The sequence below is a fragment of the Furfurilactobacillus cerevisiae genome, assembly GCF_048961765.1.
GTDB classification, from domain to species: domain Bacteria; phylum Bacillota; class Bacilli; order Lactobacillales; family Lactobacillaceae; genus Furfurilactobacillus; species Furfurilactobacillus milii_A.
In genome coordinates this window covers 2,392,406-2,416,905 of sequence record NZ_CP185253.1, presented here as the reverse complement: position 1 = coordinate 2,416,905, position 24,500 = coordinate 2,392,406, and the positions used below count along the sequence as shown (strand labels likewise).

General features: G+C 44.7%; 23 protein-coding genes. 12 read left to right on the top strand and 11 right to left on the bottom strand.

Translation table 11 applies throughout. The features are described from left to right. Positions 1-3 precede the first annotated feature (3 nt). The 6 genes from ABUE36_RS11975 to spxB form a co-directional block, all read right to left on the bottom strand. A complete protein-coding gene (locus ABUE36_RS11975; RefSeq protein ID WP_161001562.1) occupies positions 4-1,209 on the bottom strand; it encodes a VanZ family protein in 1,206 nt (401 codons plus the stop codon). 134 nt (positions 1,210-1,343) lie between these two features. Then, complete coding sequence (locus ABUE36_RS11970; protein WP_421016799.1) at positions 1,344-1,892, bottom strand: DUF805 domain-containing protein; 549 nt, start codon at positions 1,890-1,892, stop codon at positions 1,344-1,346. A 115-nt stretch (positions 1,893-2,007) separates the two neighbouring features. Further along, positions 2,008-2,937 (bottom strand): IS30-like element ISLpl1 family transposase, encoded by a 930-nt coding sequence (locus ABUE36_RS11965; RefSeq protein WP_096109805.1) that lies wholly within the window; start codon positions 2,935-2,937, stop codon positions 2,008-2,010. Between the two features lie 174 nt (positions 2,938-3,111). Then, positions 3,112-3,588 carry a MarR family winged helix-turn-helix transcriptional regulator gene (locus ABUE36_RS11960; RefSeq protein ID WP_161001564.1) on the bottom strand — a complete coding sequence of 159 codons (477 nt, stop codon included), beginning with the start codon at positions 3,586-3,588 and terminating at the stop codon, positions 3,112-3,114. Between the two features lie 30 nt (positions 3,589-3,618). Continuing rightward, the gene (locus tag ABUE36_RS11955; RefSeq protein ID WP_161001565.1) at positions 3,619-4,179 is read right to left on the bottom strand and encodes a GNAT family N-acetyltransferase; all 561 of its coding nucleotides are present in this window, start codon (positions 4,177-4,179) and stop codon (positions 3,619-3,621) included. 220 nt (positions 4,180-4,399) lie between these two features. Then, positions 4,400-6,148 (bottom strand): pyruvate oxidase, encoded by a 1,749-nt coding sequence (spxB, locus tag ABUE36_RS11950; protein WP_161001566.1) that lies wholly within the window; start codon positions 6,146-6,148, stop codon positions 4,400-4,402. Between the two features lie 744 nt (positions 6,149-6,892). On the opposite strand from spxB, the gene ABUE36_RS11945 reads away from it, so the two are divergent. From ABUE36_RS11945 to ABUE36_RS11925, 5 genes are all read left to right on the top strand, one after another. Continuing rightward, on the top strand, positions 6,893-7,804 hold the full coding sequence (locus tag ABUE36_RS11945) for an RluA family pseudouridine synthase (RefSeq protein ID WP_162855634.1): 912 nt from the start codon (positions 6,893-6,895) through the stop codon (positions 7,802-7,804). Positions 7,805-7,843: 39 nt separating this feature from the next. Next, positions 7,844-8,641, top strand: coding sequence for a TerC family protein (locus tag ABUE36_RS11940; protein WP_161001567.1), 798 nt, complete (start codon positions 7,844-7,846; stop codon positions 8,639-8,641). Between the two features lie 155 nt (positions 8,642-8,796). Then, positions 8,797-9,906 carry a lactate oxidase gene (locus ABUE36_RS11935; protein ID WP_161001568.1) on the top strand — a complete coding sequence of 370 codons (1,110 nt, stop codon included), beginning with the start codon at positions 8,797-8,799 and terminating at the stop codon, positions 9,904-9,906. A gap of 91 nt (positions 9,907-9,997) precedes the next feature. Continuing rightward, positions 9,998-10,321, top strand: a complete 324-nt coding sequence (gene trxA, locus ABUE36_RS11930; protein WP_161001569.1) for a thioredoxin — start codon at positions 9,998-10,000, stop codon at positions 10,319-10,321. 750 nt (positions 10,322-11,071) lie between these two features. After that, complete coding sequence (locus tag ABUE36_RS11925; protein WP_421016798.1) at positions 11,072-11,920, top strand: alpha/beta hydrolase; 849 nt, start codon at positions 11,072-11,074, stop codon at positions 11,918-11,920. Between the two features lie 3 nt (positions 11,921-11,923). On the opposite strand, the gene ABUE36_RS11920 is transcribed toward ABUE36_RS11925, so the two are convergent. After that, positions 11,924-12,289, bottom strand: coding sequence for a winged helix-turn-helix transcriptional regulator (locus ABUE36_RS11920; RefSeq protein ID WP_017261450.1), 366 nt, complete (start codon positions 12,287-12,289; stop codon positions 11,924-11,926). Between the two features lie 114 nt (positions 12,290-12,403). On the opposite strand from ABUE36_RS11920, the gene ABUE36_RS11915 reads away from it, so the two are divergent. Beyond that, the gene (locus ABUE36_RS11915; protein ID WP_161001572.1) at positions 12,404-13,132 is read left to right on the top strand and encodes an SDR family oxidoreductase; all 729 of its coding nucleotides are present in this window, start codon (positions 12,404-12,406) and stop codon (positions 13,130-13,132) included. A gap of 91 nt (positions 13,133-13,223) precedes the next feature. Here the strand turns inward: ABUE36_RS11915 and ABUE36_RS11910 are convergent, their stop codons facing one another. The 4 genes from ABUE36_RS11910 to ABUE36_RS11895 all read right to left on the bottom strand — a co-directional run bounded on the left by ABUE36_RS11910 (position 13,224) and on the right by ABUE36_RS11895 (position 18,671). Then, a complete protein-coding gene (locus ABUE36_RS11910; RefSeq protein WP_161001573.1) occupies positions 13,224-15,788 on the bottom strand; it encodes a MucBP domain-containing protein in 2,565 nt (854 codons plus the stop codon). A gap of 137 nt (positions 15,789-15,925) precedes the next feature. Continuing rightward, the gene (locus ABUE36_RS11905; RefSeq protein ID WP_421016797.1) at positions 15,926-16,363 is read right to left on the bottom strand and encodes an ArsC/Spx/MgsR family protein; all 438 of its coding nucleotides are present in this window, start codon (positions 16,361-16,363) and stop codon (positions 15,926-15,928) included. Positions 16,364-16,663: 300 nt separating this feature from the next. Next, entirely contained in the window at positions 16,664-17,086 is a 423-nt protein-coding gene (locus tag ABUE36_RS11900) for a MerR family transcriptional regulator (protein ID WP_161001574.1), read from the bottom strand. Positions 17,087-17,354: 268 nt separating this feature from the next. Beyond that, positions 17,355-18,671 (bottom strand): MFS transporter, encoded by a 1,317-nt coding sequence (locus ABUE36_RS11895; RefSeq protein WP_421016796.1) that lies wholly within the window; start codon positions 18,669-18,671, stop codon positions 17,355-17,357. Between the two features lie 174 nt (positions 18,672-18,845). On the opposite strand from ABUE36_RS11895, the gene ABUE36_RS11890 reads away from it, so the two are divergent. The 6 genes from ABUE36_RS11890 to ABUE36_RS11865 all read left to right on the top strand — a co-directional run bounded on the left by ABUE36_RS11890 (position 18,846) and on the right by ABUE36_RS11865 (position 24,500). Beyond that, complete coding sequence (locus tag ABUE36_RS11890; protein ID WP_421016795.1) at positions 18,846-19,520, top strand: hypothetical protein; 675 nt, start codon at positions 18,846-18,848, stop codon at positions 19,518-19,520. Between the two features lie 35 nt (positions 19,521-19,555). Beyond that, positions 19,556-19,945, top strand: coding sequence for an HIT family protein (locus ABUE36_RS11885; RefSeq protein WP_161001577.1), 390 nt, complete (start codon positions 19,556-19,558; stop codon positions 19,943-19,945). A 154-nt stretch (positions 19,946-20,099) separates the two neighbouring features. Then, positions 20,100-20,972 carry an NAD(P)-dependent oxidoreductase gene (locus ABUE36_RS11880; RefSeq protein ID WP_161001578.1) on the top strand — a complete coding sequence of 291 codons (873 nt, stop codon included), beginning with the start codon at positions 20,100-20,102 and terminating at the stop codon, positions 20,970-20,972. A 142-nt stretch (positions 20,973-21,114) separates the two neighbouring features. After that, positions 21,115-21,387 (top strand): DUF3784 domain-containing protein, encoded by a 273-nt coding sequence (locus tag ABUE36_RS11875; protein ID WP_161001579.1) that lies wholly within the window; start codon positions 21,115-21,117, stop codon positions 21,385-21,387. Positions 21,388-21,860: 473 nt separating this feature from the next. After that, positions 21,861-22,340 (top strand): MarR family winged helix-turn-helix transcriptional regulator, encoded by a 480-nt coding sequence (locus tag ABUE36_RS11870; protein WP_421016794.1) that lies wholly within the window; start codon positions 21,861-21,863, stop codon positions 22,338-22,340. Between the two features lie 69 nt (positions 22,341-22,409). Next, complete coding sequence (locus tag ABUE36_RS11865; RefSeq protein WP_421016793.1) at positions 22,410-24,500, top strand: MucBP domain-containing protein; 2,091 nt, start codon at positions 22,410-22,412, stop codon at positions 24,498-24,500.

The window sequence follows — 24,500 nt, the reverse complement described above, 5'->3', positions numbered from 1 at the left end:
TCCTTAACGTGATTGATGGCGTTCAGAACGAGTTGTGTAGTTCTTCTTTGGTGAACTAGGTGTCGATTGTTTGCGGATAGGAGCAGTTTGTTGCTCATCAGTAACAAACGACGAAATGGTTGTCGTGTGACTCAGCCGCTCGAATAATAATGGATACGTTGGCATCATTGCAGCCAGAACGATATCCACCATGAAGATGAGGATCGTCAATACTGTAAACGTCCCAACTAGTCCAAACGACGTTAATTGACCGTGAATATTAAAAATATGCTGTAGACCAAGGCCAATTAAGATAAGTGGAATATAAATAACCAAATTTCGAATGATCACCTGTAACCATGAAGCAGTGCGCCAGTTGGTTGCCTTAACTTGCAGGTAGACAGCGCGCAGGCCAATTGTAGTACCCTTGAAAAGCCCCTGTGGGATGAATACAAAGAGCAACAACCCCAATACTAGCAATAACCACATGTTTGGATCGTGATCAAAGGCGAGGCCGCCAATCATGAAAATACCGGTGAATGTGCCGACAAACAGCATGTCGATGACGAAAGCTGTGAACCGTCGTAACAACCCAACCTGATGTGCGCGTTTGGCATTTGCTGTTTCGATTCGTTCCTTACTAGGTAGTAACCAGGAAAACAATGGGGCACCCAGCCAACCAATGAAACCACCGGTCGTATTAAGGAGTAAATCATCAACGTCAAACAGACGGTAGGGACGAACGTACAAGCCGTATAAGCCAGTTAGTTGAGTGACTTCAAAGAACAGACTTAAACAAAATGACAAGACAATGGTCGTGAAGAAACCGCGTTTGAAATAGTAATGGAGATAAAAGCCAAACGGAATGGTCAGCATGATGTTGAAAAATGGCTGTTGAAATCCTGCGGTGTGTAACGTTGGAATCCAAGTCGCAGCGTTATGAAGGCTGAACCCAGTGGCCTTAAAAGTATAGTACACCAGCAGGGGATGAAAGTTGTGTGTCGGTGTCGTCAACGCGGCTACAGAAGCCCGCGATGGTAACGGCAAAATGATGAGAAAGTAGGCACACAGTAAATAAAAATAGAAACTATAATTTACAAAGACCTGCCAACGTGAAATCGCGCCATAGCGATGATAGTGGTAGGCAAATAACGGTACGGCCATGGCAATCGCTAAAAGTGGGAACAAGATGACTGCCACGTGAATTGGTTCAAGATATTGGCGCCACATTATCGCCACCTCCAGAAAATTCAAGATAAACTCTGCTCTAAATTGTACCACGGGTGAGCGGGTCGTATGACAGTCCAAACACGAACGTGACGAACCTTAATAAAATTAATGACAGCACGGTCAAACGAGTTCCCTTATAACGATAGTGTTGCGGTGGGTGGCGTGACGCTGGTAGGAAAGAACCGGTTATGCTTTGTTTCACTTGGCAGTAGTAATAAGTAAATGAAGCCGATACTAAGTAGAGTAAAAAGCGTTGCCGTAGCACTCGCAAAAATGAGCGCCATGTCGGCATTCAGGCCACGCGTGACCGTGTAAGTAATTAACAAGGCGATATCCACACTGACATTTAAAACCAGCCAGCCTGCAGAGCGATTGGCATCATGTAGGCGGCGTACAAATAAGGCTAAAGAAGGAATTAAAGCGATGATCGCATAACCAATTAGCAGTAGGAGGAGTGGCAAGGATGAAGTTGCTACAGTTACTAATAATCCAAATGATAAACTGTTTTGATTAGCATCGATTGAAGATAAGAAGTCGCGGATAGAATAAGTCGTGGGAATCAAAAAGAGTAGCATAAAAATAACTTGCCAAAATTGCCAGCCCCAGAACTCTATCCGCGTTGCCCGACCACGGAAATTAGTATAGTTGCGCCAAAATGATAGGAACGTTTGAATTAACCGCATGTTATGCCCCTCAAATCTAAAAAAGATTATCTAATCAAATTCTTATTTTATCATCTTTTTCTAATAAAGTCTGTGTTAGACGTTCGATTCTCATAACTTATGGTAGATTGCAAATTTAATCCGAATTTTTGGACAAATTGGTCAGCATAACCTGATACGGTGTTTTCCAGTCAAGTATTTTAAGCGGTCTCTGGTTAATTTGGAGTAACGTCGTCGTTAAATCTTGAGCACTAATGTGCTCAAAACGAGTCCCCTTAGGATAAAAATAACGTAAATTCCGATTAAAGCGTTCATTACTACCACGTTCAGCTGGCGTATAAGCATGACAGTAATAGGTCTTAATACCATATTGTGATTCAAATGATACTAGCCCACTAAACTCAGTACCACGGTCCACAGTAAAACTGTGCACCGGTCCATTAAAAGTTGTTAGGAACTTAGTCAGTGCTTCATTAACACTCGCTGTCGTTCGGTCCTTTAACCGATATGCCCAAAGGAACCGTGATTTGCGATCGATTAAAGTTAATAAAACTGCCTTACTATGCCCACGAGGGCCAACGACGGTATCTAGTTCAAAATCACCGATGCGATTACGTTGATTAATCATCATGGGACGCTGTTCAATCGATCGCCCCAAAGATTGATTATATTTGGATCGTTGGTCAACGTTACGCCGTTGGCGTACGCCATGTTCAGGTAGATCATTCAAGGAGAAACCAATTCTCCCCTGATTTAGCCAATTATAAATAGATTTAGTCGCTAGTTTAAATTCGTGAGCAATCATTCCTGGTGACCAGCTTAGATGTAAATGGTTGAGAATTGTTTGCTTTAACTCATCGCTCAGCTTAGTTTTCCGACCACATCGTGATCGCTTGTATTCGGCATCTGTTTGTGCTAATTCAGCCTGATAAGGTTGACATCGAGATAATTCATAAGAAATTGTTGACGGTGATCGGTTCAGCCGAACGCCCATTTGGATATTGGACAGCCCTAGTTCACAAAAGGTTTCGATTTTAATTCGTTCGGAATAGGTTATACTAGACAAAAGATCAGCTCCTAAAAGATGGGTTTGTTGTAAACACCATTTTAAAGGAAGCTGATCTTTTTTGTCCGAACAGCGTTCGGATTAATTTTACAATCTACTTTAAGTAATCTTTTTGAACGTTTTATGTTTGAACAGCAATATTCGTGACGAATTCAAATCAGGATGAGCAATAATTTAGAATGGTTGTCCCTGGTTCAAACTACCTTCAACAGTTTCGAGAAATTTGAGAATTGTTTTGCGATCGCCTTTGCTGAACTTTTGCGCGATGCCGAGGTATGTTTCGTTAATTTCACGGTCGATTTCTTGGTATTCGCGAGCTAGAGTAACGCCATCACCTGAGAGCGCCAATGTTGTTACTCGACGATCTGTTTCACTAACTTTAGTATCAACTAACAATTCTTTGTTGAGCTTACGGAGGGCCTTTGTAACAGCGGGTTTTGAAATGGAAAAGTGGTCGGCCAAGATGCTGTTAGTGACGGCTTCATCACTTTGAAGTAGAAATTGCAGAATTTGTAACTGAGTTAGGCTTAGCTGGTAAGCACCTATATGAGCAGCCGCTCGTGTCCGCAATAACGTGTTCTCATTGGTGGCGACATGGCCCATGGTCTGTCTTAAATGGTCTGCTACTTCTTCAACTGTCACTTTTGCCATGTTCAAAACTCCCTACTTTTATTAATCATTTTATTCAACGATATCGATGTTTTTGTCATCAACAGTTTTATGGTTGAGAGCCGGAGAGTACATTAGTAGACCGGCTGTATGCCGCAGTGCCCCGGGCCGCAACTCACGAAGGCTCAGTTTACTTGCCGCTGTTTGAGCATCATGAATGTCGAAATGGTCGGCTAAATCGTACCCGAAAAGGGCAAAGTAGTCTGGGCAGTCTGTGGTCAGAATTGCTTGATAGCCTCGCACAAATGCGCGATGCTCAAGCTCATCAACTAGTTGCCGACCAATGCCTTGTTTCTGGAAGTCAGGCAGGACGCCCAACGGATTCAGAATGGCTAATTTTGCGGTCGGTTGACCCTGAATATAGGCGTCGGAAATCGTGCCGTACCCGACAATGTTGTCATGAGCATCTTTGCTGACAAGCTCAAAGGTAGGCAGATAGGTTCGTTCCAAACGGAGCGTGGCTAACTGGTCATCAAAGTCGATCGTCTTTTTTGACGATGCAAAAGCCGCCTTTAAAAGTTCAGCGGCGGCCTGATAATCGGCAGATTCGATTGTGTGAATCGTGTAACTCATGCACTCACCTCAAAAAGATATCCAGTTAACTATAACATTTTGTGTTTGTTGGTGGGGCCAAAACCGCGAATTTATGGGCTGAATTTCTGATTTTCGCTGATAAAAGAGGGCTTCTAGGTCAAATGCGCGAAAATTAGGAATGATACTAAAAAACGCCACGATGTCCGCTAGTTTCACTGAACATCGTGACGATTATTGTCATTGAAATTTTAAACTAGGTTTATTCACCGCGCAGTAACTCACCGAGAGAAGGTTGTGCCTTCGTGTCGATGCCGTAGTGCTTGGCGAATTCATCAACTGTGTCTTGACCGAATTGCTTTGGATCAAGTGGCATAAATGCAGCAGCTACGGGATCTTCTGGATCGATTACAGCATTGAGGACGATTGGTTTCTTGTTGCCAGCGGCCTTCAATTGTTTGATTTGGTCAAATGCGGCATCTAGTTCCTTAAGATTAGTGGCTGTCATGCCTACAGCTCCCAGTCCTTCAGCAACTTTAGCCCAGTCCGCATCGGTTAAGTCGACACCGTAGAAGTGTTGCTTAGTTTCTTGTTGTTCATACCAGATGAATCCGAAACGCTGGTTCGAGAAAACGATGTTGATGACTGGTAATTCGTAACGGGCTTCAGTGATCAGGTCTTGAACGACCATTGAGAAACCACCATCACCAGAGAAACTCCATGCTTGTCCATCCGGAACACTTAAGGCACCGGCCAAACCGGCAGGAATACCATAGCCCATTGTGGCAAACAGACCAGAAATAGCAAACTTCTGATTTTCTGTCATCTTGACACCACGAACGGCAAATTCAGAAACATTCCCAGTGTCAACACCATACGTGTCGTTTGGCCCAGCAAGTTCGCGTGTTTTACGCATAACGGCTTCGGGTTCAAGCCCCTTGCTGTCATCATTGGCGCGATCGTCCAACCACTTCAACCAGTTTTGCCGGTTGATGCGGTTTTCCTTGATCCAGTCTGTTTCAGGCAGTGACTCACCAGTGTCAAGTAGCGCTTGCAGATAGGTCTTGCCATCTGCGATCACAGCGTAGTCGATTGGCACAACTTTCCCAATATCAAACGAATTATCGTTGACTTGGACGATCTTGACGTCCTTCGGCCAGAAGCGTGCAAACGGATATTCAGAACCAATGAAGAGAACTAAATCAGCATGTTGCATGGCTTCAAATCCAGGTTTGCCACCCAAACGACCATTAGTACCCAGGTAGTTCTTGTGATCCGTTTCCATTACACCAGTTGCCGGTACAGTGGAAATAACAGGAATATTAAAGCGTTCAGAAACGGCATCCAATTCTTTACGAGCGCCTTTTAAACCTGTCCCAATGTAAAGCAGCGGGTGTTTAGCATCTTTGATCATCGTCAAAGTGTCACTCACGGCCTTGGGATCAATCACTTGTTTATACGTGTTAGATACAGTTACTGGTGTCTTAACGGCTTCGTAGTCGATTTCCTTGGCAGATAGGTCCTCGGGAATCGTCACAACCGCAACACCCTTGTTCCGATAAGCCTCACGAATCGCTTGATTGACAACGTAAGGCAGTTGTTCTGCTGTAGTGACTGTGCGATTGAAGACAGCAACATCCGCAAACATTGGGTCTTCATCCATTTCTTGGAAGTAATTGGTGTTCATAACTGGCTGACCAACTTGGCCGACGAGGGCCAAAACAGGTACGTGATCCATCTTGGCGTCGTATAGACCGTTGAAGAGGTGGGTTGCACCAGGGCCTGCAGAACCAAAGGCGACCCCAATCTTGCCAGTAAATTTGGCATCAGCGGCCGCAGCCATGGCGCCGACTTCTTCATGGCGAACCTGAATGTACTGTACTTTATCTTTTTCAAGGTACAGACCTTCGACTGTATGGTTGATAGAACCACCAGGAATTCCGTAAACGTGGTCAACGCCCCAGTCTTCCAATACCTTTACTAATGCTTGCCCAGCAATCATTTTTGCCATAACGTGCATCTCCAATTCATTAAATATCTTGTACTCATTTAGAATGTTAAGACTGCTATTTGGAAAATGCACAGATTTATACTCGAAAACTTACAAAAAGTAAGCGAAATTAAAAGCTCAGTTTGTTTCCAACTGGGTTAGACTAAAAGAACAGTTTATTAACAGTACATATGTCTGATTTAATGAGTTGGCTGTCGCCTACGGTTGTCGACATTGACACGCTCGCCGTGGGACCGGTTCAAGCCGCCCAAGTTCGGAGTCTTTCACCTCGCCGCCAAGCCTCGTAAGAACCGCGAGTCTTAGCGACCATCCGTGGTGTAAATTCGGTAACACCATCCCGAATTAACGCCACCTTCACGGCTTGGTATCAATGTCGACGCCCTCCAGCTAATATAGTCGCTTGTTTCGTAGACTATCAGCAGTCTTTAGCATAGGTAATCTTTTGAACTGAGCTGCAAATTTGTAAAATACTGTTTCTTATTTGTGACAGTAGTGGAGCTGACCAGAGACAGAGTTCCGTGTCGGCAACATTTAGCGGCGAGAACTTGGCCGCTTAGTGTTGCGGGATGACTTATGAGACGTGGTTTTTGGCTCATAATCAAGGTTAAAGACTCTGGGTTTCAGGAGGCTGAGACCGGTCCCAATGGAACGGCGTTTCTGGGCAGCGCAACGGCAGACAATTGATTTGACTGACAATTAATGGTGCAGCAGGAAAGTTAATGTTGAAGAAGGAGGGTGCTTCGGTTGGCAACGGTGAATCAAAATGAATGGACAACGCAACTAGTTGTGACAGATCAAGAAGCAGGATTGACTATTCGTGAGCTGCTCCGTTTGTGGTTAATTCCCAAGCGACTGCAACATTATCTCAGGGTCCGCGAAGATATCCACGTTAATAACAGCTATCGTCCTTACAATACACGCGTGGTCACTGGCGATGTGGTCACACTCACAGTCCGTGCCGATGAGCTACAAACACCGGTCCAAACATACCTTCCCGATGATCACCTAACGTTGCCAATTCTGTTTGAAAATGATCAATTATTAGTCATCAATAAGCCCAGCGGTGTGAAAAGCCACCCAAATCGTACGGACGAAGCCGGTACTGTGATGAATTTTTTGACCACACAGTTAGCGTCTCAACAGGTGCAACCCTGGATGGTTCACCGTTTGGACATGGCGACGAGTGGCGCGATGATTGTGGCCAAGACGCCATTAGTTGTCCCAATTTTAGACCGGCAGATCAGTGATAAACGCATTCAGCGGACTTATCAGGCGTGGGTGAGTGGTCACTTCGACCAAGCGACTGGGGAGTTTACTAATGCGATTGGTCGTGATCCTGAAGACCGGCGCAAACGGATGATTAATGGGGAAAATGCCCAGAGTGCGCTAACCCAATACGAAGTGCTCAATACCACATCAACGGCAAGTCTAGTGTCATTAACACTTAAAACGGGACGGACGCACCAGTTGCGAGTTCATTTGGCCGGTAATGGGCATCCAATTATTGGTGATCCGTTGTATCAACCGAATGTCGAAAGTTTTTCACACCAACGGATGCTTTTGCACGCGTTTAAATTAAGTTTGATATTGCCTTTTAGTGATAAACGCGTCACAATTAATGCACCGTTGCCAGAGGCTTTTTCCAGATTTGGATAACGGCAATGCTCCTATGAGCAAGAAAGAAGGATTTTATCGTTGTTACACCTATTAAGCCAACTGTACGGACCGTTTTTCGACGGCCATAACTGGGCGGCGGTATTGACCAGTAGTAATGACTGGTTAATCATTGGTTCATTAGTTTTGATTGAGTGTTTACTGTCAGTTGATAATGCGGTTGTTCTGGCAGCGCAAACGACCTCGTTGAGTAACCTAAAAGATCGTGAAAAATCGTTATTTTATGGCCTCTGGGGCGCTTATCTGTTTAGATTTTTGATTATTGGTGTTGGGACATATTTGATCAAGTTTTGGATCATCAAGGTGGCAGGAGCGTTATACCTTTGTTATCTGGTCTATCGCTATTTCCATCACTTGATTACCAAACGGAAACGACATCCAGTTGGCCAATCCGAAAACGCTGACGCAACGTCCGCTAAACCGCGGCGCATCGGGCATATTTCTGTATTTTGGTCAGTTGTCATTCAGATCGAAATCATGGACATTGTGTTCTCGATTGATTCGGTACTTGCGTCACTAGCAGTTTCAAACAATCCCGTTATCGTTTTAATTGGTGGCTTGATTGGAATCCTGTGTATGCGGGGCATTGCTGAAGTGATTATGAACTTGATGCGCAAGATTCCGGAGCTAGAAACGATGGCTTATGTGCTGATCGCATTGATTGCGATTAAGTTATTCATCTCCATTCCCGCCATCAACATCGAAATTTCTTCAACACTGTTTGGCCTCGTTATCTTGGTCGCCGTGGTGATCACTTTAATTATTCATTACGTGCGACGATCACGTCGTTTGTCTCGGCAAACGCGGCGCGACAGCTAACGGTTTGGATAGGATATTAACCGAACAAACAATGAACGGAAAACTGAATAATAAATTTGATTTTGAAATGGCTGTTCACCTATGTGGATGGCCTTTTGTTTTACCATTATCATGTTGAAAATTGTGATGAGTCGCATGGTCAGGAGGATAAAACGATGGCTGAATATCAGGCAAGTACGGACGAAAAGGAACTAAAAATCAATGATTTAGCGAGTTTGGAACCACTGGTAAAGGCACGCATGGAACCCGGCGCGTTTGGTTACATTCAGGGTGGGGCAGAAACAGAGTGGACGATGCGTGAAAATACCGCGGCGTTTGATCACGCGCAGATTGTCCCTCGAGTACTGCGCAACCTTGAAAATCCAGACTTGCATACCAAGCTGTGGGACATGGAACTTAATACGCCAATGATTGATGCGCCAGCCGCTGCACATGGATTACTACACGTTAACGGTGAGTCGGAAACCGCTGAGGCGATGGCCGATGAAGGCAGCATCATGTCGATTTCGACGTACGCAAATGAGCGGGTGACAGATATTGCTAAGGCTGGTCACGGTGGTCCGCAATTTTTCCAGTTATACATGAGTAATGATAATGGCTTCAACCACTGGATTTTGGATCAGGCAGTCGCATCAGGTGCGAAAGCCGTCATCTTAACCGCTGATGCGTCGCTTGGCGGGTATCGTGAAGCCGACGTGAAGACAGGCTTCTCATTTCCATTGCCGATGGTGAATTTGGCGGACTATTCTGCTAGTGACAACAGTGGTGAAGGGTTAAACATCATGGAAATTTATGCCAAGGCCAAACGGACACTGAGTTTGGCCGACATTGATGCCATCGCCAGCTATACAAAATTACCAGTCATTGTTAAAGGCATTCAGTCGCCGGATGATGCTATGCTGGCCATCGGTGCTGGTGCTGAAGGGATTTGGGTTTCTAATCACGGTGGCCGTCAATTGGATGGTGGCCCAGCTTCGTTCGACGTGTTGCCGGCAATTGCTAAAGCTGTTAACCATGAGGTACCGATTATTTTTGACTCTGGCATTCGCCGCGGCGAGCACGCTTTTAAAGCGCTGGCAAGTGGGGCCGATATTGTGGCGTTTGCTCGCCCATTATTCTATGGCTTGAATCTTGGTGGTGTCGCCGGGGTTCGTTCCGTCATGCAGCACTTCAACCGCGAATTGCAGATCACGATGCAGCTGGCGGGAACCAAAACGATTGATGAAGTCAAACACAATCAGTTGATGTGGCGTCAGGTTTATTAAAAAGTAACGTTGGTGCAATCGGTCAGTGACAGTTGCAAACGGATGGTTCGATTGCGTATACTAGCCTCATGAATTTTTACGGAGGCAAGTCATGGCACAAAATGTAACAACGCAAACGGAAATTGATATGGCAACGACTAGCGGACTGTCTGTGTTAGACGTTTGGGCACCCTGGTGTGGTCCCTGCAAAATGTTAGAGCCAGTATTGAGTCAGTTAGAAGACGATTATGATGGCAAGGTTAACTTTTTGCGGTTAGACGTTGATGACCACCAAGCGATTGCAGAAAAGTACAAGGTCATGAGCGTGCCAAGCTTAGTGATTTTCAAGAACGGCAAGGCTGTCGAAAAGGTGTCCGGCTATTATCCTAAAGAAAAGTTGAGCCGGTACCTCGATTCGAAAATTGCCGAAATGTAGTGCTTTCGCAGTTGATATTTCAGATAAAAAATTGGCCTATTCCTTAATCTAAGGAGTAGGTCAATTTTTCGTTTCAACAGCGGTTTGCTAGTTATGATGCCGTTACGCTGGCACAAAACGCCGTTCCCTGGGACCGGTCTCAGCCTCCTGAATCCCTGAGTCTTCTACCTTGATTCAGAGCCGAAAAAACCACTCGTCTCTGAACTCGTCCTGTAATACTAGGCGGCCTAAACCCTGGCCGCCAAGTATTACCGACACGGAACTCTGTTTTGCGCCAGCTTCACTACTATATATTGTTGTGCTCACTTTGATGTCGGACCAGGTCATTAAACTCGTCACTTTGTTAGAAATGAAGTCAGATTAGCGTGGTTACACTACTTGGTTACTATATGAGCTGAAGGGCGTCGACAGTGATACAAAGTCGTGGAGGTAACGTTAATTCGGCGGGTTATCCGAATTTAGGTTACGGACGGTCGGAAAGACTCGGCTTTTCACGAGGCTGTCCGACGAGGTGAAAGACCGTGAACTGCGGCCTTGAACCGGTCCCACGGTGGCGTGTCACGGTCGACAACCGCAAGCGGCATCCAACGCAAACTTAAACGGATACCTTTCAGCCAATGTCACGAAAATAATCTGACTAACAATCAAAATATTAATTTTTACCAATGATTCGCAGTGCACCCCCGCCAGTTCACAGTTTCGTTTAGTTGGTGCGGTATAATAACGCCATTAAATGGGGGAATGTTTCCGATGGGTGAACAAAAACATGCAGTGCCGCAGCGGCCAGCAAAGCAGGATCGGTTTATCCGCTGGCTGATCGGCATTCTGTGCGCAGTGCTAGTACTAGCTGGCATCGTCATGGGCTGGGAAGCGAGTGAACAAAAGCAACTGGGTCACGTTCAGGTTTCATACAGTAAGACACCGACACTTTTTGTCTCTGGTGACTACAGTAACTGGCTGACGTTTGGACCAATGAATGCACGCCTTGAACGTTATGATATTGGTCAGGCAGTGTGGACGATTCATGTGGCTAAGGATGGTAAAGCGACCATTGATAAACGCGGACCGCTAGGCAAACGGAATCCACTTATTCTTGTGCTCTTTGCGGATAACCACCATGCGTCACGTGAGGCACGGCAGCTAACTGGTGTGATGAAAATGCTGAAGCAACGTGAACATATAAATACTGTCAACATGGTCGGCCATTCATCTGGTGCAAACATTGTTTATCAATATTTGACCGGTAAGGCGGCCGATAAACGTGAGGATTATCCTGATACCGCTAAGTTCGTCAATATTGCGACGACGTTTAGTAAAGCAGAACAAAAAGCCGCGGATCGTTTTCCGCGGCACATCCAAGTGTTAAATATTGCCGGTGATTTGTTTGGTACCGGTGGTGATTTGGGCGTTTCCGTTAAGGGCGACCATAAACTAGGCGAAATGTTGGCCGGCCGGGTGGATGGTTATCAGAGTGAAACTCTGGTTGGCGGGATTAGCGTCATCCATTACCTGCTCCATCAAAATCCCCATGTTGATCGCGCGGTCACGGACTTCTTGTGGCAAGCACGATTTACGCCGCAAACGAATTATCCGCGTTAGCGATTATTCGTCACACAGTGAGCGTTCAATCTGGGCGTGATCGATGTGAGTGTCGCCCCAGTCACAAATGGCATCCAGCAATGGAATAATTGATTGGCCCTTGGCGGTTAATGTATATTCTACGTGTGGTTGGGCCGTTTGGAAATCGTGGCGTTCAATAAGACCATCATCGGCGAGTTCTTTTAACTGATTTGTGAGGGTCTTGTGGGACACTTCGCGAATGTGATGCTGTAAGTCGGCGAACCGGCTGGTGCCCGTTTCCGCAATTTCATACATGATCATAATTTTCCATTTTCCCTGAATCAATTGCATCGTGGCGTCGAATTCGTTTCTGTAACGGGGATGAGTCGTGGTAGGGCGTGATTGCATAATTAAGTTGATCCTTTCAATTCGTAGTTACGTTAAGGTGCGTACTTCCTTTTTGTCAATGTGCCCATTATACTTGCAAACGTTGATAAAAGGAATTTTGGAGGATTATTAAAAATGAAATCATTAGTTGTTATTACCGGTGCAAGTTCTGGCTTTGGTGAGGAGATTGCCAAACAGTTTGCTGCGGATGGGTACCCAATGTTATTGCTAGGCCGTCGCGAAGAAAAGTTAGCCGAAGTTGCTAAGGGCATGGATAATGTCATGATCGACACGGTTGACGTGACTGACTATGATCAGTTTGAAAAAGCTATTCGTAAAGCCGAAGACAAGTACGGCAAGACCGACTTGTTGGTTAACAATGCCGGATTGATGTTGCTTGGCAATGTTCAAAATCAAGACCGTAAAGAATGGCAAACGATGTTGGATACCAATGTTATGGGTGTGTTGAACGGTACGCAGATTGTCTTAAACGATATGCGTGAACGTCACCATGGCACGATTCTGAACATGTCGTCACTGGCTGGTAAGAAAACGTTTGTGAACCATGCGGCTTATGTCGCCAGCAAGTTTGGTGTTCACGGTTTGTCAGAAACCATTCGTGAAGAAAGTGCAGCCGAAAACGTGCGTGTCATGATGGTTGCGCCTGGCGCTGCTGAAACGGAATTGTTGACGCATGTGACCAGCAAGTCTGCGTTGTCAGATTATGAAAGTTGGAAGGAAACGATGGGTGGTATCACCCTCGATCCCGTCCATGTCGCTGAAACTGTGAAGTTCATGTATGACATGCCACAGGAAGTTAATATTCGTGAAGTTGACATTGCGGCTACACGCCAAGATGCGTAAGGCATAACTTAATTCAAACTAAAGCGAACACCCCGGAAATGAGTTTTGACAATTCACCTTCGGGGTGTTTGTTTTGCAATCAATGAGGATATTAATCGTGTTTACGTTTGCTAGAAAAAGGAATTGTTCCCAGCAAACCTAACAGTATGGCACCTACCATCGCTGCCAAATGATTCTCGTGCATGCCTGTATTCGGCAATTCTTCACTGTGACTATCAGCTGTCCGACTTGCGTTGTTAGCTGTTTCCGATTGTGGGAACTGCTGACTTTGAGAAGAAGCAGAGTCTAACAAGTTAGATGTAGCGTAGGAAGAACTAACAGAGGTCGGGAGTAAGCCAGCGGACTGGCCTGGTGTCATTTGATTTGTAGTTTCACTATCAACTGCATTGTCTGAATAGTCTGGTTCCGCAGAAACCGTTGGGTTATCGCCATTGCCGTCATTATTGTTGTCAGATGGATGTTGCCCATCTTCTTTCACATAAATGTACGTGATTGTCTGGTCTGTATTCGTAAATGTGCCGTTTGCGTTACCGTCAATCGTTGATAACGTGTAGCCATTTAAATGCTTAACGACCGTTTCGTAAGTGTCACCAACATTGCCAGATAGTATTTGTGTTGGGACAATTTCATTGCCCTCTGTATCAACGTACTTAACGGTAATATCACCGCCGCGAACAGCGTCTTTGGTATAAACATACGTGATAGTTTGATTTTCATTCGTAAATACGCCGGTTTCACTACCTTCAACGTGGTCAAATGTGTAACCATCAACGGGCTTAATCGACGATGTAAAGGAGTCCCCAATATTTCCCGTTAACTTTTCAGATGGGGAAATTTCATTGCCGTGCTGGTCCACATAAGTAACTAGAACATCAGCACCCTGAACAATATTTTTGGTGTAAACATACGTGACCGTTTGTAATTCGGTGGTAAAGGTTCCGTTAGCATTGCCATCAACGCGGCTGACACTATAGCCGGCTATTGGTTTAGGCGTGGTGGCATAAGCCCGGCCGACATCACCATTAATGTGTTGTGCGTCTGCGAGAACATTGCCGTTTTCATCAACATAATTAACGCTGATGTTGCCCCACATCATTCGATAATATTCCATGCCCGTTTGAAGCAGGGTGTTACCATTCGCGTACTCCACGGCTGTGTACATTGGGTAGCCACTGACACCGTACTGATTGGAAATGATGGTGTAACCAATGTTGGCATACTGTTTTGAGCCACTGATAACGTAATGATCGCCATCAATCGTCACAATGGGGGTATCGCTATTATAAGTTTTGTAGCCAGTTAAAATAGGTTTGCCATCGATGCCAATGGTCTGGCTCACGATGTTGATGTCGTCACCAGTTTGAGCGATATGAACTGGATCGGTATAGACGCGATAATTATTCACTGAAAAAATGCGGACATTGGAAAACTTGGCAAAGTAGGAAAAATCTGAAAGACGCTGATTAGATAGGGATAGAAATAGGCCGTTTGGATTTGCCTGTGAAGCCTTGGTAAACATTGGATCTAATTTTAGGATTTGGTCACCACGCAAGCCAGTGGTATTCGTCATGGATGTTTTCCCAGCGAATTCGATACCCCAGTAATAATCAAGTCCCCCAAACGTCAAGGAGTTCAACGCCGCAATATCAGCGTCAGTCCAATTACCGGCCCCATCTTGTTGAATGTCAAAAGCCGTAGTGATGTGGAGCCCTGTGAGTGGTACCAAAGAAACCCCAGGCTTAAGGTACACCGACAGTTGAACACCCCAGCCTTCTGGCAATTCGCGTAATACTTCAATTCCTTTTAAACTCGTGATTGGATTCACAGTAGTTGTCGGTATCAGGAGAATTGTAATTTCATTTTTACTGTGGACAAACGTAATGTGGCGCACGTCACCATAAGTTAATTCACCTGAGGTTACTTGAAAAGCGTTCAACATGGCCTGCTTTAGCTGGGCATCTTCAATGTCAACGATATCTGAATCCGCATGAGTAGAATCAGCGGTTATCGTTGCTGTGGTCGCCATGATTTGGGCGTTTGTTGTTGCGGGAATGCTAGCCGCCGCCATCAGCGTTGCATTTCGATTTGAGACTGACGTGGATTCAGTGCTGTCACTTGATCTGGCAGCACTGGTGACACTTGTTGCTTGCGTTGAAGGTGACTGACTGCTTTCAGAAGTGGCCGTAACAGACGATGCCCCTGTTTCTTCACTATTAATGGGCGTAATGGCAGGTGTTTTAGCCTCATCAGAGATGGTAGCGGATGAGGATGTTTTCTCAGGGGCGGCCGATGGGGCGGTCAAACTTGATGAAGTGGCTGAAGATTCAGTTGCCGTCGATTCTGCTTGGCTAGTAGTTGCGCTGGTCGTAGTCACGCTTGTTTGACTATTCACCTGTGAGTTTTGAGGTAATTGGCTACGCTGCTGTTGATTTGGTGTCGTCAAAGTAGCTGTTGAAGATTGGTCAGGAACGGGCTGAGTTGTTGACTGCGTGATTGTGGTTGTCGGACCGATAACTGTGGTCGCTGCATTGGCCTGTGTTAAACCACCAGCTTCGATGGCAAATACTGCAACACTTGCAGTGATCCAAAATTTACCAGACTTGTACAATTTGTAGTGGCATGTTGACATGTGTTTTGCTTTTCGTTGTAAGGACATTTATTAGACTCCTTGCTTATATGCCTAGGGTTGACCGTTAATGAAACGTTTTTCCAGCGCAAAGATAACACATGTCTTATTGTGCTTATTCGCAAATAAAAAAGGAAAGCCTCAATTAATGCGACTTTCCTTTTCTCTTACCCGTTCAAACGGGAAAGGACGTTATTAAGTTCCATTTTTCTTAGTTTACGTGGGATAAATGTGCCAAACTCGTCGTCGTTGAAGCCGACTTGTAAGATTTGACGGTGGTCGTCAAACGCAATCGGCCAGCGGAGCATCTTTGGATGTTTGGCGATGACGTTGATCATTTCTGTTAGGCCTAGGCTAGTCAGATCCATCACTTTGGATAATTCCTGCATGGTTAATGAGCGAGGGGCTAATAATTCATCGCAACCATTTTTACTAGCGGCCAAGAATTGTTTAACCGTGCTCGTCGAAAGCTTTTCACGGGTCTTGACGGATAAGTTATCTGTTGTGTCGATAGGATGTTCTTGGAAAGGAACCTTTTTATCCTTGAGCCACTTAACGGCCCGGCGGCATGAAGTTGATGAACCAATCGTGTAAATGTGTAGCATGTGCAGTCCTTCTCGTGTGGAAATTGTGAGTGGGTCTTGCAAACGACATGAGGGTCGTATATGTCTCACAATTTTGCTTAATCAGTAATGGAATTGTGTAATGTTATTCGTTTCTCTAATGATTACTATAAGCAAAACTATTATAACTGTCAAATGGTTTTTATCACTTTTTTATTATGTGAACATTGAAAATAAGGATGAAAGCAAGTAAGACAGGTGCTGAACTATAATAGAAAAATTATCAGAAATAATAAAAAAGATTAAGTACGGCACGTAAAAGTGCGGCACTTAATCTTTAAATTAGCTCACAGAAACTTGATCATTATCAGGTTGTGCTTGATTAGGAACGTAATCATCGGGCGCATCGTTATTCATTAGTTTGGCGTAATGGGAAACCTTGGTGTTGATTTTCGCAAGCTGACGCTGCTTGTCTGCTAACTGTTCTTGGGCACGGGTCTGCTGTGTTAGCATCATTTGATAACGCTCAGGAATTGTCTCATCACCAGCCAACATCAGATCGATATAATGTCGTACTTCGGCAATTGGCATGCCTGTTGAGCGGAAGCAACGGACTAAGTTGACCCATTCAACGGCATCCTCGTCAAATAGCCGATTGTTGTTTTCGTCACGTTTAACAAAGGGCAACAAGCCATGATCATCATAGTAACGAATTGAATAGGTCGTCATGCCGAGCTTCTTGGCGACTTCTTGAACTGTGTACATGCAGCCACTCCTTTTCTAATGTTATTCATTAAGTTAGTTATTTTATTGAATTAGCATTCACTATAGAAGCGCTACGGTTAAAGGTCAAGTGTTTCGGGTTTGAAAGTTGTGATGGTTGTTGTACTTGCGGTCGTCAACATTGACACGCTGGTCTAGCATATGCGCATGTTTCACGCGAAGATATTTGAGTATCGCCGCAACGTTCGTGAAAGTCGTTTGAAGTCAGATTCAAAATTTCTGTTGTACCGCGGTTGCCTGGTATGAAGAATTAAACATGAGCTTCATTGTACCGAGCAGTCGTTGGATCGTTTTTAGTTAGGCGACCAGCACCGCGGACTAAGATCAGAATGGTAACAACCAGAGAGCTAATGCCATAAATAATGAGCGATACAGGAATGCTAATAACGTTTGCTAATGTCAGGAAGACAAATTGGCCAACGGGGGCACCGATCATCATGACTGTGCTTATGACGCCGCCGGTAGCTGCCAGGTGATCATCCGGTACAGTGTTAATAATGACTGCGTTGAAGCGTGGATTGATTTTGCCTAGTAAGTAAGCGGTGCCGAAGAAAAGAACCAGCAGGATCCATAGGTTGTGGAGGGTCAACATGTCGATTGCAACTAGTACTAACAGTCCCATTGAAGCGGCCAGGAGGGTGACCATCGATGTGTTCTTAAGCATGTCGTTAACGAACACTGCCCCCGCAATAGAACCAACGGAAAAGACGATATCGAGCAGTGCAATGGTGTAGCCATAATTGATAAACCAAAAACTGCTCATGTGGATAAAAATCAAGTTTGATAATGGATCGATAGCGGTACCTAGTAGGTTGACGGCCAAGCCTGCAACAATCATGAATAATAAGAATGGGTTTTGCGTAAATTCTTGCATTGCTAGTTTGAAACTAGTGCCAAAGCCTTCTTTTGATTCACTGTTTTCTGCCAAGCGAGACGTTTTTGCGGCCAGAACAGATTTATGAACATCAGATTCGGCTTGATCATATTGATGACGGGCAATAAAGAAGATCCCGCCGGCAACCAAGAATGTGAGTGCGTCAAGTAAAGCGAATAGATCGTACTGATGGTGAAGTGCGACGATTAATGTGGCACCTAGCGCTGAAGCCACAATCTGAACCAAACTACCAATGGCGGTGCCGATTGAAGTTGCTTCATTCATGTGTTCTGGCGTGACGATGTGCTTCATGAGTGGCGTGGATAAACTATTGCCGTAATCACCCAGTAGGCGGGCTATGATATCCAATGCCATGATGAAGAAGAAAATACTTTCTTTGGTTGAACGGCCAATCAGTGATGCGATGATCAGGAACAAGATGGTCTGTACAAAATACGAGAACCACATTGCGTGTCGTTTATTAAATGTGCGGTCAGCCAAATATCCGGTAAAGATGTTTGCTAAGGCGGGTATGACCCATGCAATGGAGGCTATGGAAACGGCCAGTGTTTTGAATGGCAGCGTGGCGGCGTAGATTAAAAAGACGATACTGTATAAACCACTACCAATTTGATCGATGATGCCAACGTTGACGAGCGTTCGGAATGCCCGATTTGTTTTGTATTCATGCATATGAATTCCCTCTTTCGTAGTGCTCTCTCTAATTGCTTTAAAGTATAGCGAGGGTTTCAAACGGACTGTTGAAAATTTTCTTATATGATAATTTTAAATTTATAATGCCGTCCTTATGCGATTCTTAACGTTTGCGAAAAGGGCATTTTCAGCAGAATGTGCTAAACTATCAATATGAAAAATAACAATCAAGAACAACCAATGAGTCGCACACAACGGTATGATGCCAAGCAACGTGGCTCGATACCGCAATCGCCACAACAACCAGTATCACAGGGATTCACTAAGCAAAAAAAGCCCCATGGATTCCTGAGCTTTTTGGTTGGCCTCATCTTCGTGTTAGCCCTGATCGTCCGTTTGACCGTGTTAAGCGGCACTTTTATGGAAGGGGAAATTCAAACACCGACTGTCATCAGTCGGGTGCGCACAGAAGTGACCAGTCAATTGCAGGCTAAAAATTTGCCAACGAGCTTAGCAACAGATGGTTTAATCAAGGCCACATTAAAGACTGGTACGCGGGAAACATATGCTGGTGAAAGCTTGGATTTCAACACGGCAGCTATGCGCAGTGCTGTTCGCGATGATGTGAATCAGCAGGCGTCATCACTTGGATTAGCGGGAACCGCTGCTAGTGACGCCATTGTTAACTTGATTAGTAGTCAGGTGCTGACCCAAGCTAGTGCTAATTACCACGACGATACGTTAGGATATTTTGCCGAACACGTGAAAAGTTATCAGATGTGGACGACGATTATCATTATTGTTAGTGGAATTTTGTGGGTCCTGTTGTTAGTCAGCAATCACCGTCGCCGCCGTGCTCGCCGTTTGAGCCGTAAGCAAGTTGCTTAAAATACGTTGTAACAGACATTACGGGAGGGAACACTTTGGAAACAAAGTTTGAAACGTTACCTGGTTGTCCGTTTTGCGAAAAAGCGGACAAGGACATTATTCTGCAAAACGACTTCGCTAAAGCGTTTTGGGATATCAAACCGGTTAATCCGGGTCACACTTTGATTGTGCCACGCCGCCACGTAGAAAATTGGTGGGGATTAACTAAGGACGAGAAAAACGCCATCGATGATCTTGTCGTCCAAATGAAGCAGATTTTGGACGAACGTTACCAGCCAGATGCTTATAACATTGGAATGAACTTAGGGGCTGATGCTGGGCAAACGGTGTTTCATGCGCACGTTCACTTAATTCCACGTTACTATGGTGATATGAAGGTGCCAGAGGGTGGCGTTCGGAATCTGATTCCACGTAAGTTGAAGTAAGTATTCGTTTGGAACTAGGAATTTTTTGATAAGCAATCTACTAAATGAAGTAGGTTGTTTTTCTTTTGAAAAAAGCCGCACGTTGTTGATTGACCTATCCCCGACTTGAGGACGTATACTGTGTCTGTAAACGAACGATGTGAGGAGGACGAATATGAAAATTGGATTTATTGGGACAGGTGTTATGGGCAGTGCGATTGCAGGGCACCTGCTAGATGCCGGCAATACGCTAACGGTTTATAACCGAACAAAGTCTAAGACTGACAAATTGGTCGCATATGGTGCAACATGGGCGTCCAATCCAAAAAAGGTTGCCGAACAAAGTGATGTCATTTTTAGTATGGTGGGTTATCCGCAAGATGTTGAGTCCATTTATTTTGATGATGACGGGATTTTTGCAGGTGTTAAACCTGACAGTATTGTTGTGGATATGACAACGAGTACGCCGACCCTTGCCAAACGCATCGCGGAGGCGGCACCAGCGCACCATGTAACAGCACTGGATGCGCCTGTTTCTGGTGGTGATATTGGCGCACAGAATGCCACTTTGACAATTATGGCGAGTGGTGACCAGGCCACGTTTGATAAAGTACTGCCGTTGTTTAATCAGGTTGGTAAGTCTGTCCACCGGTTTGGCGAGGCGGGCGCTGGTCAACACGCTAAAATGGCCAACCAAATTATGATTGCGGGCACAATGACAGGATTGACCGAAATGTTAGTTTACGCCAAGGCGGCAGGGCTAAACTTACCGGACGTGTTGGCGACCTTGAGTGCAGGCGGTGCGGATAATTGGTCGATGGACACGTATGTCCCGCGGATTTTCAAGCATGACTACACGCCTGGTTTCTTTGCGAAACACTTTTTGAAAGATTTGCGAATTGCGTTGGATGAAGCAGATAAAATGCACTTGAGCCTGCCAGCAACTGACGCTGCCAAACAGCTTTACGAACAGTTGGTTGATGACAAACATCTGGGTAACGACGGCACGCAAGCGTTGGTCAAACTGTGGTGGGGCGAAGAAGCGTAGTTTTGTACGGAGATTTAAACGTGTTATCTTAACTTACCAACACGTTAACAAGAGCGTAAAAAGCGTGAAATGGGACGCGATTCATCTTATTTTTTTGTTTTCGGGTTAAACTGACAGCATTAAAAATAAGAGGGTGACCGTTATGGATAAAGATCCGCTAGAACACTTCGATTACACGCCAGAAACATCCACATCGGCAGAAAAAATGCCTGAGGATCTGCGTTTGTCAGCCCAAATGACGGGCCAACCCAAGCGTCAACGTAAAGGACTGACCACTGCCGCTTTCGCCGTGATCATGACAATTGATGTGATTTTATTGTTAGTGTCATTAATCATGGGCATGCCGACTATGTTAGCTATCGCTGTTGTCATTGCGATTGTTGACGTAGCGTGGGGAATCTGGTTAATTCGTTAAAGTGAAATATGTAGATTTTGTTGAAACATAACTAAAAAATGTTAAAAGACCGCCAAGAAAAAATAGCTTTTCTTGGCGGTCCTTTTGTGTCAGTTCCTAATATTGATGCACTTTTATCGCTAATGTCACGACTCTAGTAATATTAGTGACTTTATGGGATCTCAAACGCCTGACACGACAGGTTTTTCGATTAATTTGAAATAATTTTATCCTTTCAACTTTTAAATATGTGATTTTGAAAATCATCGTTCATCTTTAAATTTAAATATTAAAAAACGTCATCACATGATGTGACAACGCTTATTAGGTCTACATCTTTTACATGAAAAATGTTTTATGTCTTTATATTTCCCGAAGTGATACAATGTACACAACTTAGTAAATCATTATTTTTATATGTCACGATTTTTACTATTTTAATGATTTTATAAAGCTATTTATTTTCCGGAATATTCTTTGGGGGAGATGGGGCTATGAAGGCAAATCCGGAAGAAGTGGATCGAGTCGTCAAGTTATTGACTGATGACTATCAAACGAATTTCCGGGCGATTGAGCAGATGTTAAAAGAGTCGGTTCAAGAATTCGGCGAAGGCTGGGGCAGTATTTCACTATTGACTCAAATCTCAAAGGGACAGCGACTAACGATGTCCGATTTAGCTGAGCGGAATCACATTACTAAAGGCGCGATTTCAACTCAAGTTACCGGCATGTTAACTAAAGGTTTAGTCGAAGTGGTTGCGGACTGCAATGATCGACGTCGGCATTATATTCATTTGACAAGCAAGGGCGAACGCTTAATGAAGCGTGTTAACGATCACACTCAATTTGTTGCCCATGATGTCATTAAAACGATGGGGATGGTTGGCGTCAAACAGCTACATAACGACTTTACGACGTTTACGAGTACGATTATTAACTCAACCCATTATTACAGTAATGATGAGTCTGAATAAACGACAAGGCAGAAACGTTGTTGCACATGCTCTAGCGACTCAATTTTTAAAAAATGAGGGGGTATTATTTTGGAAACTAAAACACACTTCAAAATGTACAAAGATGGAAAGCAATGGACTACATTGGCGGCGACAGTACTAGCGGTTATTGGAACGGGAACTGCTATTGCAAAAGCGGACGAAGCGTCAAACGTGGTTACACCGGAAGTCAGCAGTGGCAGTGGAAATGTGGCATCATTAGCCGGCTCACAGGTGACATTGAGTGCGACAAGTCAGGCAACATCCGCTACATCCAATAATGTGGCTTCAATAACAAGCAGCGCCGCAACTGATACGTTACTGACAAGCAATTCTGCGGCACCTAAGACGCAGACAAGCAATAATACAACGACTGAATCTTTGGCCAGCTCTGTTTCGTCTAACTATGCTAATAATGATCAAAGCGTGACTGCGTCAGTTGACAAAGCGGCCATAAGCGTTGCATCGACGGTTGCCAGCACTGATAGTGTAGCTAATGTAGCGCCTACCTCTAGTCCTAACAAGCCAGTTAATGTTACCAATCTTGGCGACGTTGATGATCAAGTTGTAGCACAGGCAAAATCATCGGCTGACAAGGTGTACCAGCAAACTTCACAACCACAAGAAATTACACGCATGGCTGCCACGACGACGCCAGCATCTGCTGCAACAGATACAATAACAAAATATACTGATCCTGCCTATTTTAGTTCTTACGCTTGGCTAGATCCTGACCCGACACATTATACGTTTGATCAGATTGCGATTAATGATGGCGGCTTGATTGTGACATCAACCGATCGTAGTGGGGATGGGACGGTCTATATCCATGAATTAATGCCGAAGACGTACATGCCTGTTGAAACCTATACACTGAATTTGGGTCAGCGCGTTATTTCAAAAAAATACGGATTCGAATACGCAAACCAAGACTACGGCGTCAGCTACTTTAACAAAATGAATTACACGACGTACATGGCTCGGTGGTTGGCCGATGGTACTTACTCTGAGGCAGATCATTATACGTGGGTGCCAAAATTAGTTACGGCGACGACAAACTTTGTTGACGAAACTGGAACGGCCATTAAACCGACAGCCACATCTCAAGGACTAGCTTGGCAAACATATACGGATACGCCAGCCACGATTAGCGGGTATACACTTGATCAAACAAAATTGCCGACAAATCAGACAGGTCAGTTAACGTTGTTTGGCAAAGGCTGGACAGGAACAATGGACTATGATGATGGCGTTACCGCCAAGTTTGTTCAATTAACGGATGCTGGGGATATTGATGTGACGATAACGGATGATCATCAATATGCAAAAACGCCAACGACGACAAAAGTCTTTCATTTTAAGGCAGGCGACGAAAGTTATCAGTCTTATACTGCATTAGATTGGCGTGGTTGGGAAGAGACGATTTTCCTGAATAATCCTACGTATGGAAAGCCTGCAGTGGTGACCTATGTTTATTCTTCGAACTATGCGATCAGTGCTCGTAAAACAGTCAATGAAACCATTAACTATCTTGACCAGCATGGAAATGTAGTTGCAGCACAGAAAAAAGCAACGCCGCTCAATTTCCTAACAGTTCACGATTCAGCTACAAAGACGGATACAATTTATTATTCAACAACAAAATCTGCAACCGATGCTACAATCGATCCGGGCACAGGAAAGCCAGTAGGAGACGGTTGGCAAACAGGGACTGTTAGTTTTGATGCAGTTTCAAATCCCACAGTAGCCGGCTATCACGTTATTAGTACAACTGCGCCAAATTCTGATTTGACTCAAACAAGTGCGCAGAGCGTTGATAACAACAGTCAGGATTTAATTTACAATGTGGTCTATGCGAAAGATCCCGCTAAACCACAGGTTGTCCTACCCGTCACTCCTCCAGACGAACCGAATCCTGTTCCACAACCAGGTGAGACACCGGGAAACACGCCGACACCAACGGCCCCGAAGACGAATAATGTGACGCCTAATACACCAGTTGTATCGACACCTACTGTCGGACAGGAACCATTAGTGCCAGTTAATGAAACACCTCAACAACTGACTGCTGAACCCAAACTAGTTCCAAACGTGCCGGGCAATGTGTCACCAATATTTGGTCCGATTGTTAGTAGATTGTAA

Excerpts from the sequence above, each read along its gene's own strand:
- ABUE36_RS11870 (WP_421016794.1), top strand. The coding sequence starts at position 21,861 with ATGAAGGCAAATCCGGAAGAAGTGGATCGAGTCGTCAAGTTATTGACT.
- ABUE36_RS11925 (WP_421016798.1), top strand. The coding sequence starts at position 11,072 with ATGGGTGAACAAAAACATGCAGTGCCGCAGCGGCCAGCAAAGCAGGAT.
- ABUE36_RS11975 (WP_161001562.1), bottom strand. The coding sequence starts at position 1,209 with ATGTGGCGCCAATATCTTGAACCAATTCACGTGGCAGTCATCTTGTTC.
- ABUE36_RS11915 (WP_161001572.1), top strand. The coding sequence starts at position 12,404 with ATGAAATCATTAGTTGTTATTACCGGTGCAAGTTCTGGCTTTGGTGAG.
- ABUE36_RS11895 (WP_421016796.1), bottom strand. The coding sequence starts at position 18,671 with ATGCATGAATACAAAACAAATCGGGCATTCCGAACGCTCGTCAACGTT.
- ABUE36_RS11920 (WP_017261450.1), bottom strand. The coding sequence starts at position 12,289 with ATGCAATCACGCCCTACCACGACTCATCCCCGTTACAGAAACGAATTC.
- ABUE36_RS11890 (WP_421016795.1), top strand. The coding sequence starts at position 18,846 with ATGAAAAATAACAATCAAGAACAACCAATGAGTCGCACACAACGGTAT.
- ABUE36_RS11955 (WP_161001565.1), bottom strand. The coding sequence starts at position 4,179 with ATGAGTTACACGATTCACACAATCGAATCTGCCGATTATCAGGCCGCC.
- ABUE36_RS11900 (WP_161001574.1), bottom strand. The coding sequence starts at position 17,086 with ATGTACACAGTTCAAGAAGTCGCCAAGAAGCTCGGCATGACGACCTAT.
- ABUE36_RS11880 (WP_161001578.1), top strand. The coding sequence starts at position 20,100 with ATGAAAATTGGATTTATTGGGACAGGTGTTATGGGCAGTGCGATTGCA.
- trxA (WP_161001569.1), top strand. The coding sequence starts at position 9,998 with ATGGCACAAAATGTAACAACGCAAACGGAAATTGATATGGCAACGACT.
- ABUE36_RS11970 (WP_421016799.1), bottom strand. The coding sequence starts at position 1,892 with ATGCGGTTAATTCAAACGTTCCTATCATTTTGGCGCAACTATACTAAT.
- ABUE36_RS11905 (WP_421016797.1), bottom strand. The coding sequence starts at position 16,363 with ATGCTACACATTTACACGATTGGTTCATCAACTTCATGCCGCCGGGCC.
- ABUE36_RS11935 (WP_161001568.1), top strand. The coding sequence starts at position 8,797 with ATGGCTGAATATCAGGCAAGTACGGACGAAAAGGAACTAAAAATCAAT.
- ABUE36_RS11960 (WP_161001564.1), bottom strand. The coding sequence starts at position 3,588 with ATGGCAAAAGTGACAGTTGAAGAAGTAGCAGACCATTTAAGACAGACC.
- ABUE36_RS11875 (WP_161001579.1), top strand. The coding sequence starts at position 21,115 with ATGGATAAAGATCCGCTAGAACACTTCGATTACACGCCAGAAACATCC.
- spxB (WP_161001566.1), bottom strand. The coding sequence starts at position 6,148 with ATGGCAAAAATGATTGCTGGGCAAGCATTAGTAAAGGTATTGGAAGAC.
- ABUE36_RS11910 (WP_161001573.1), bottom strand. The coding sequence starts at position 15,788 with ATGTCCTTACAACGAAAAGCAAAACACATGTCAACATGCCACTACAAA.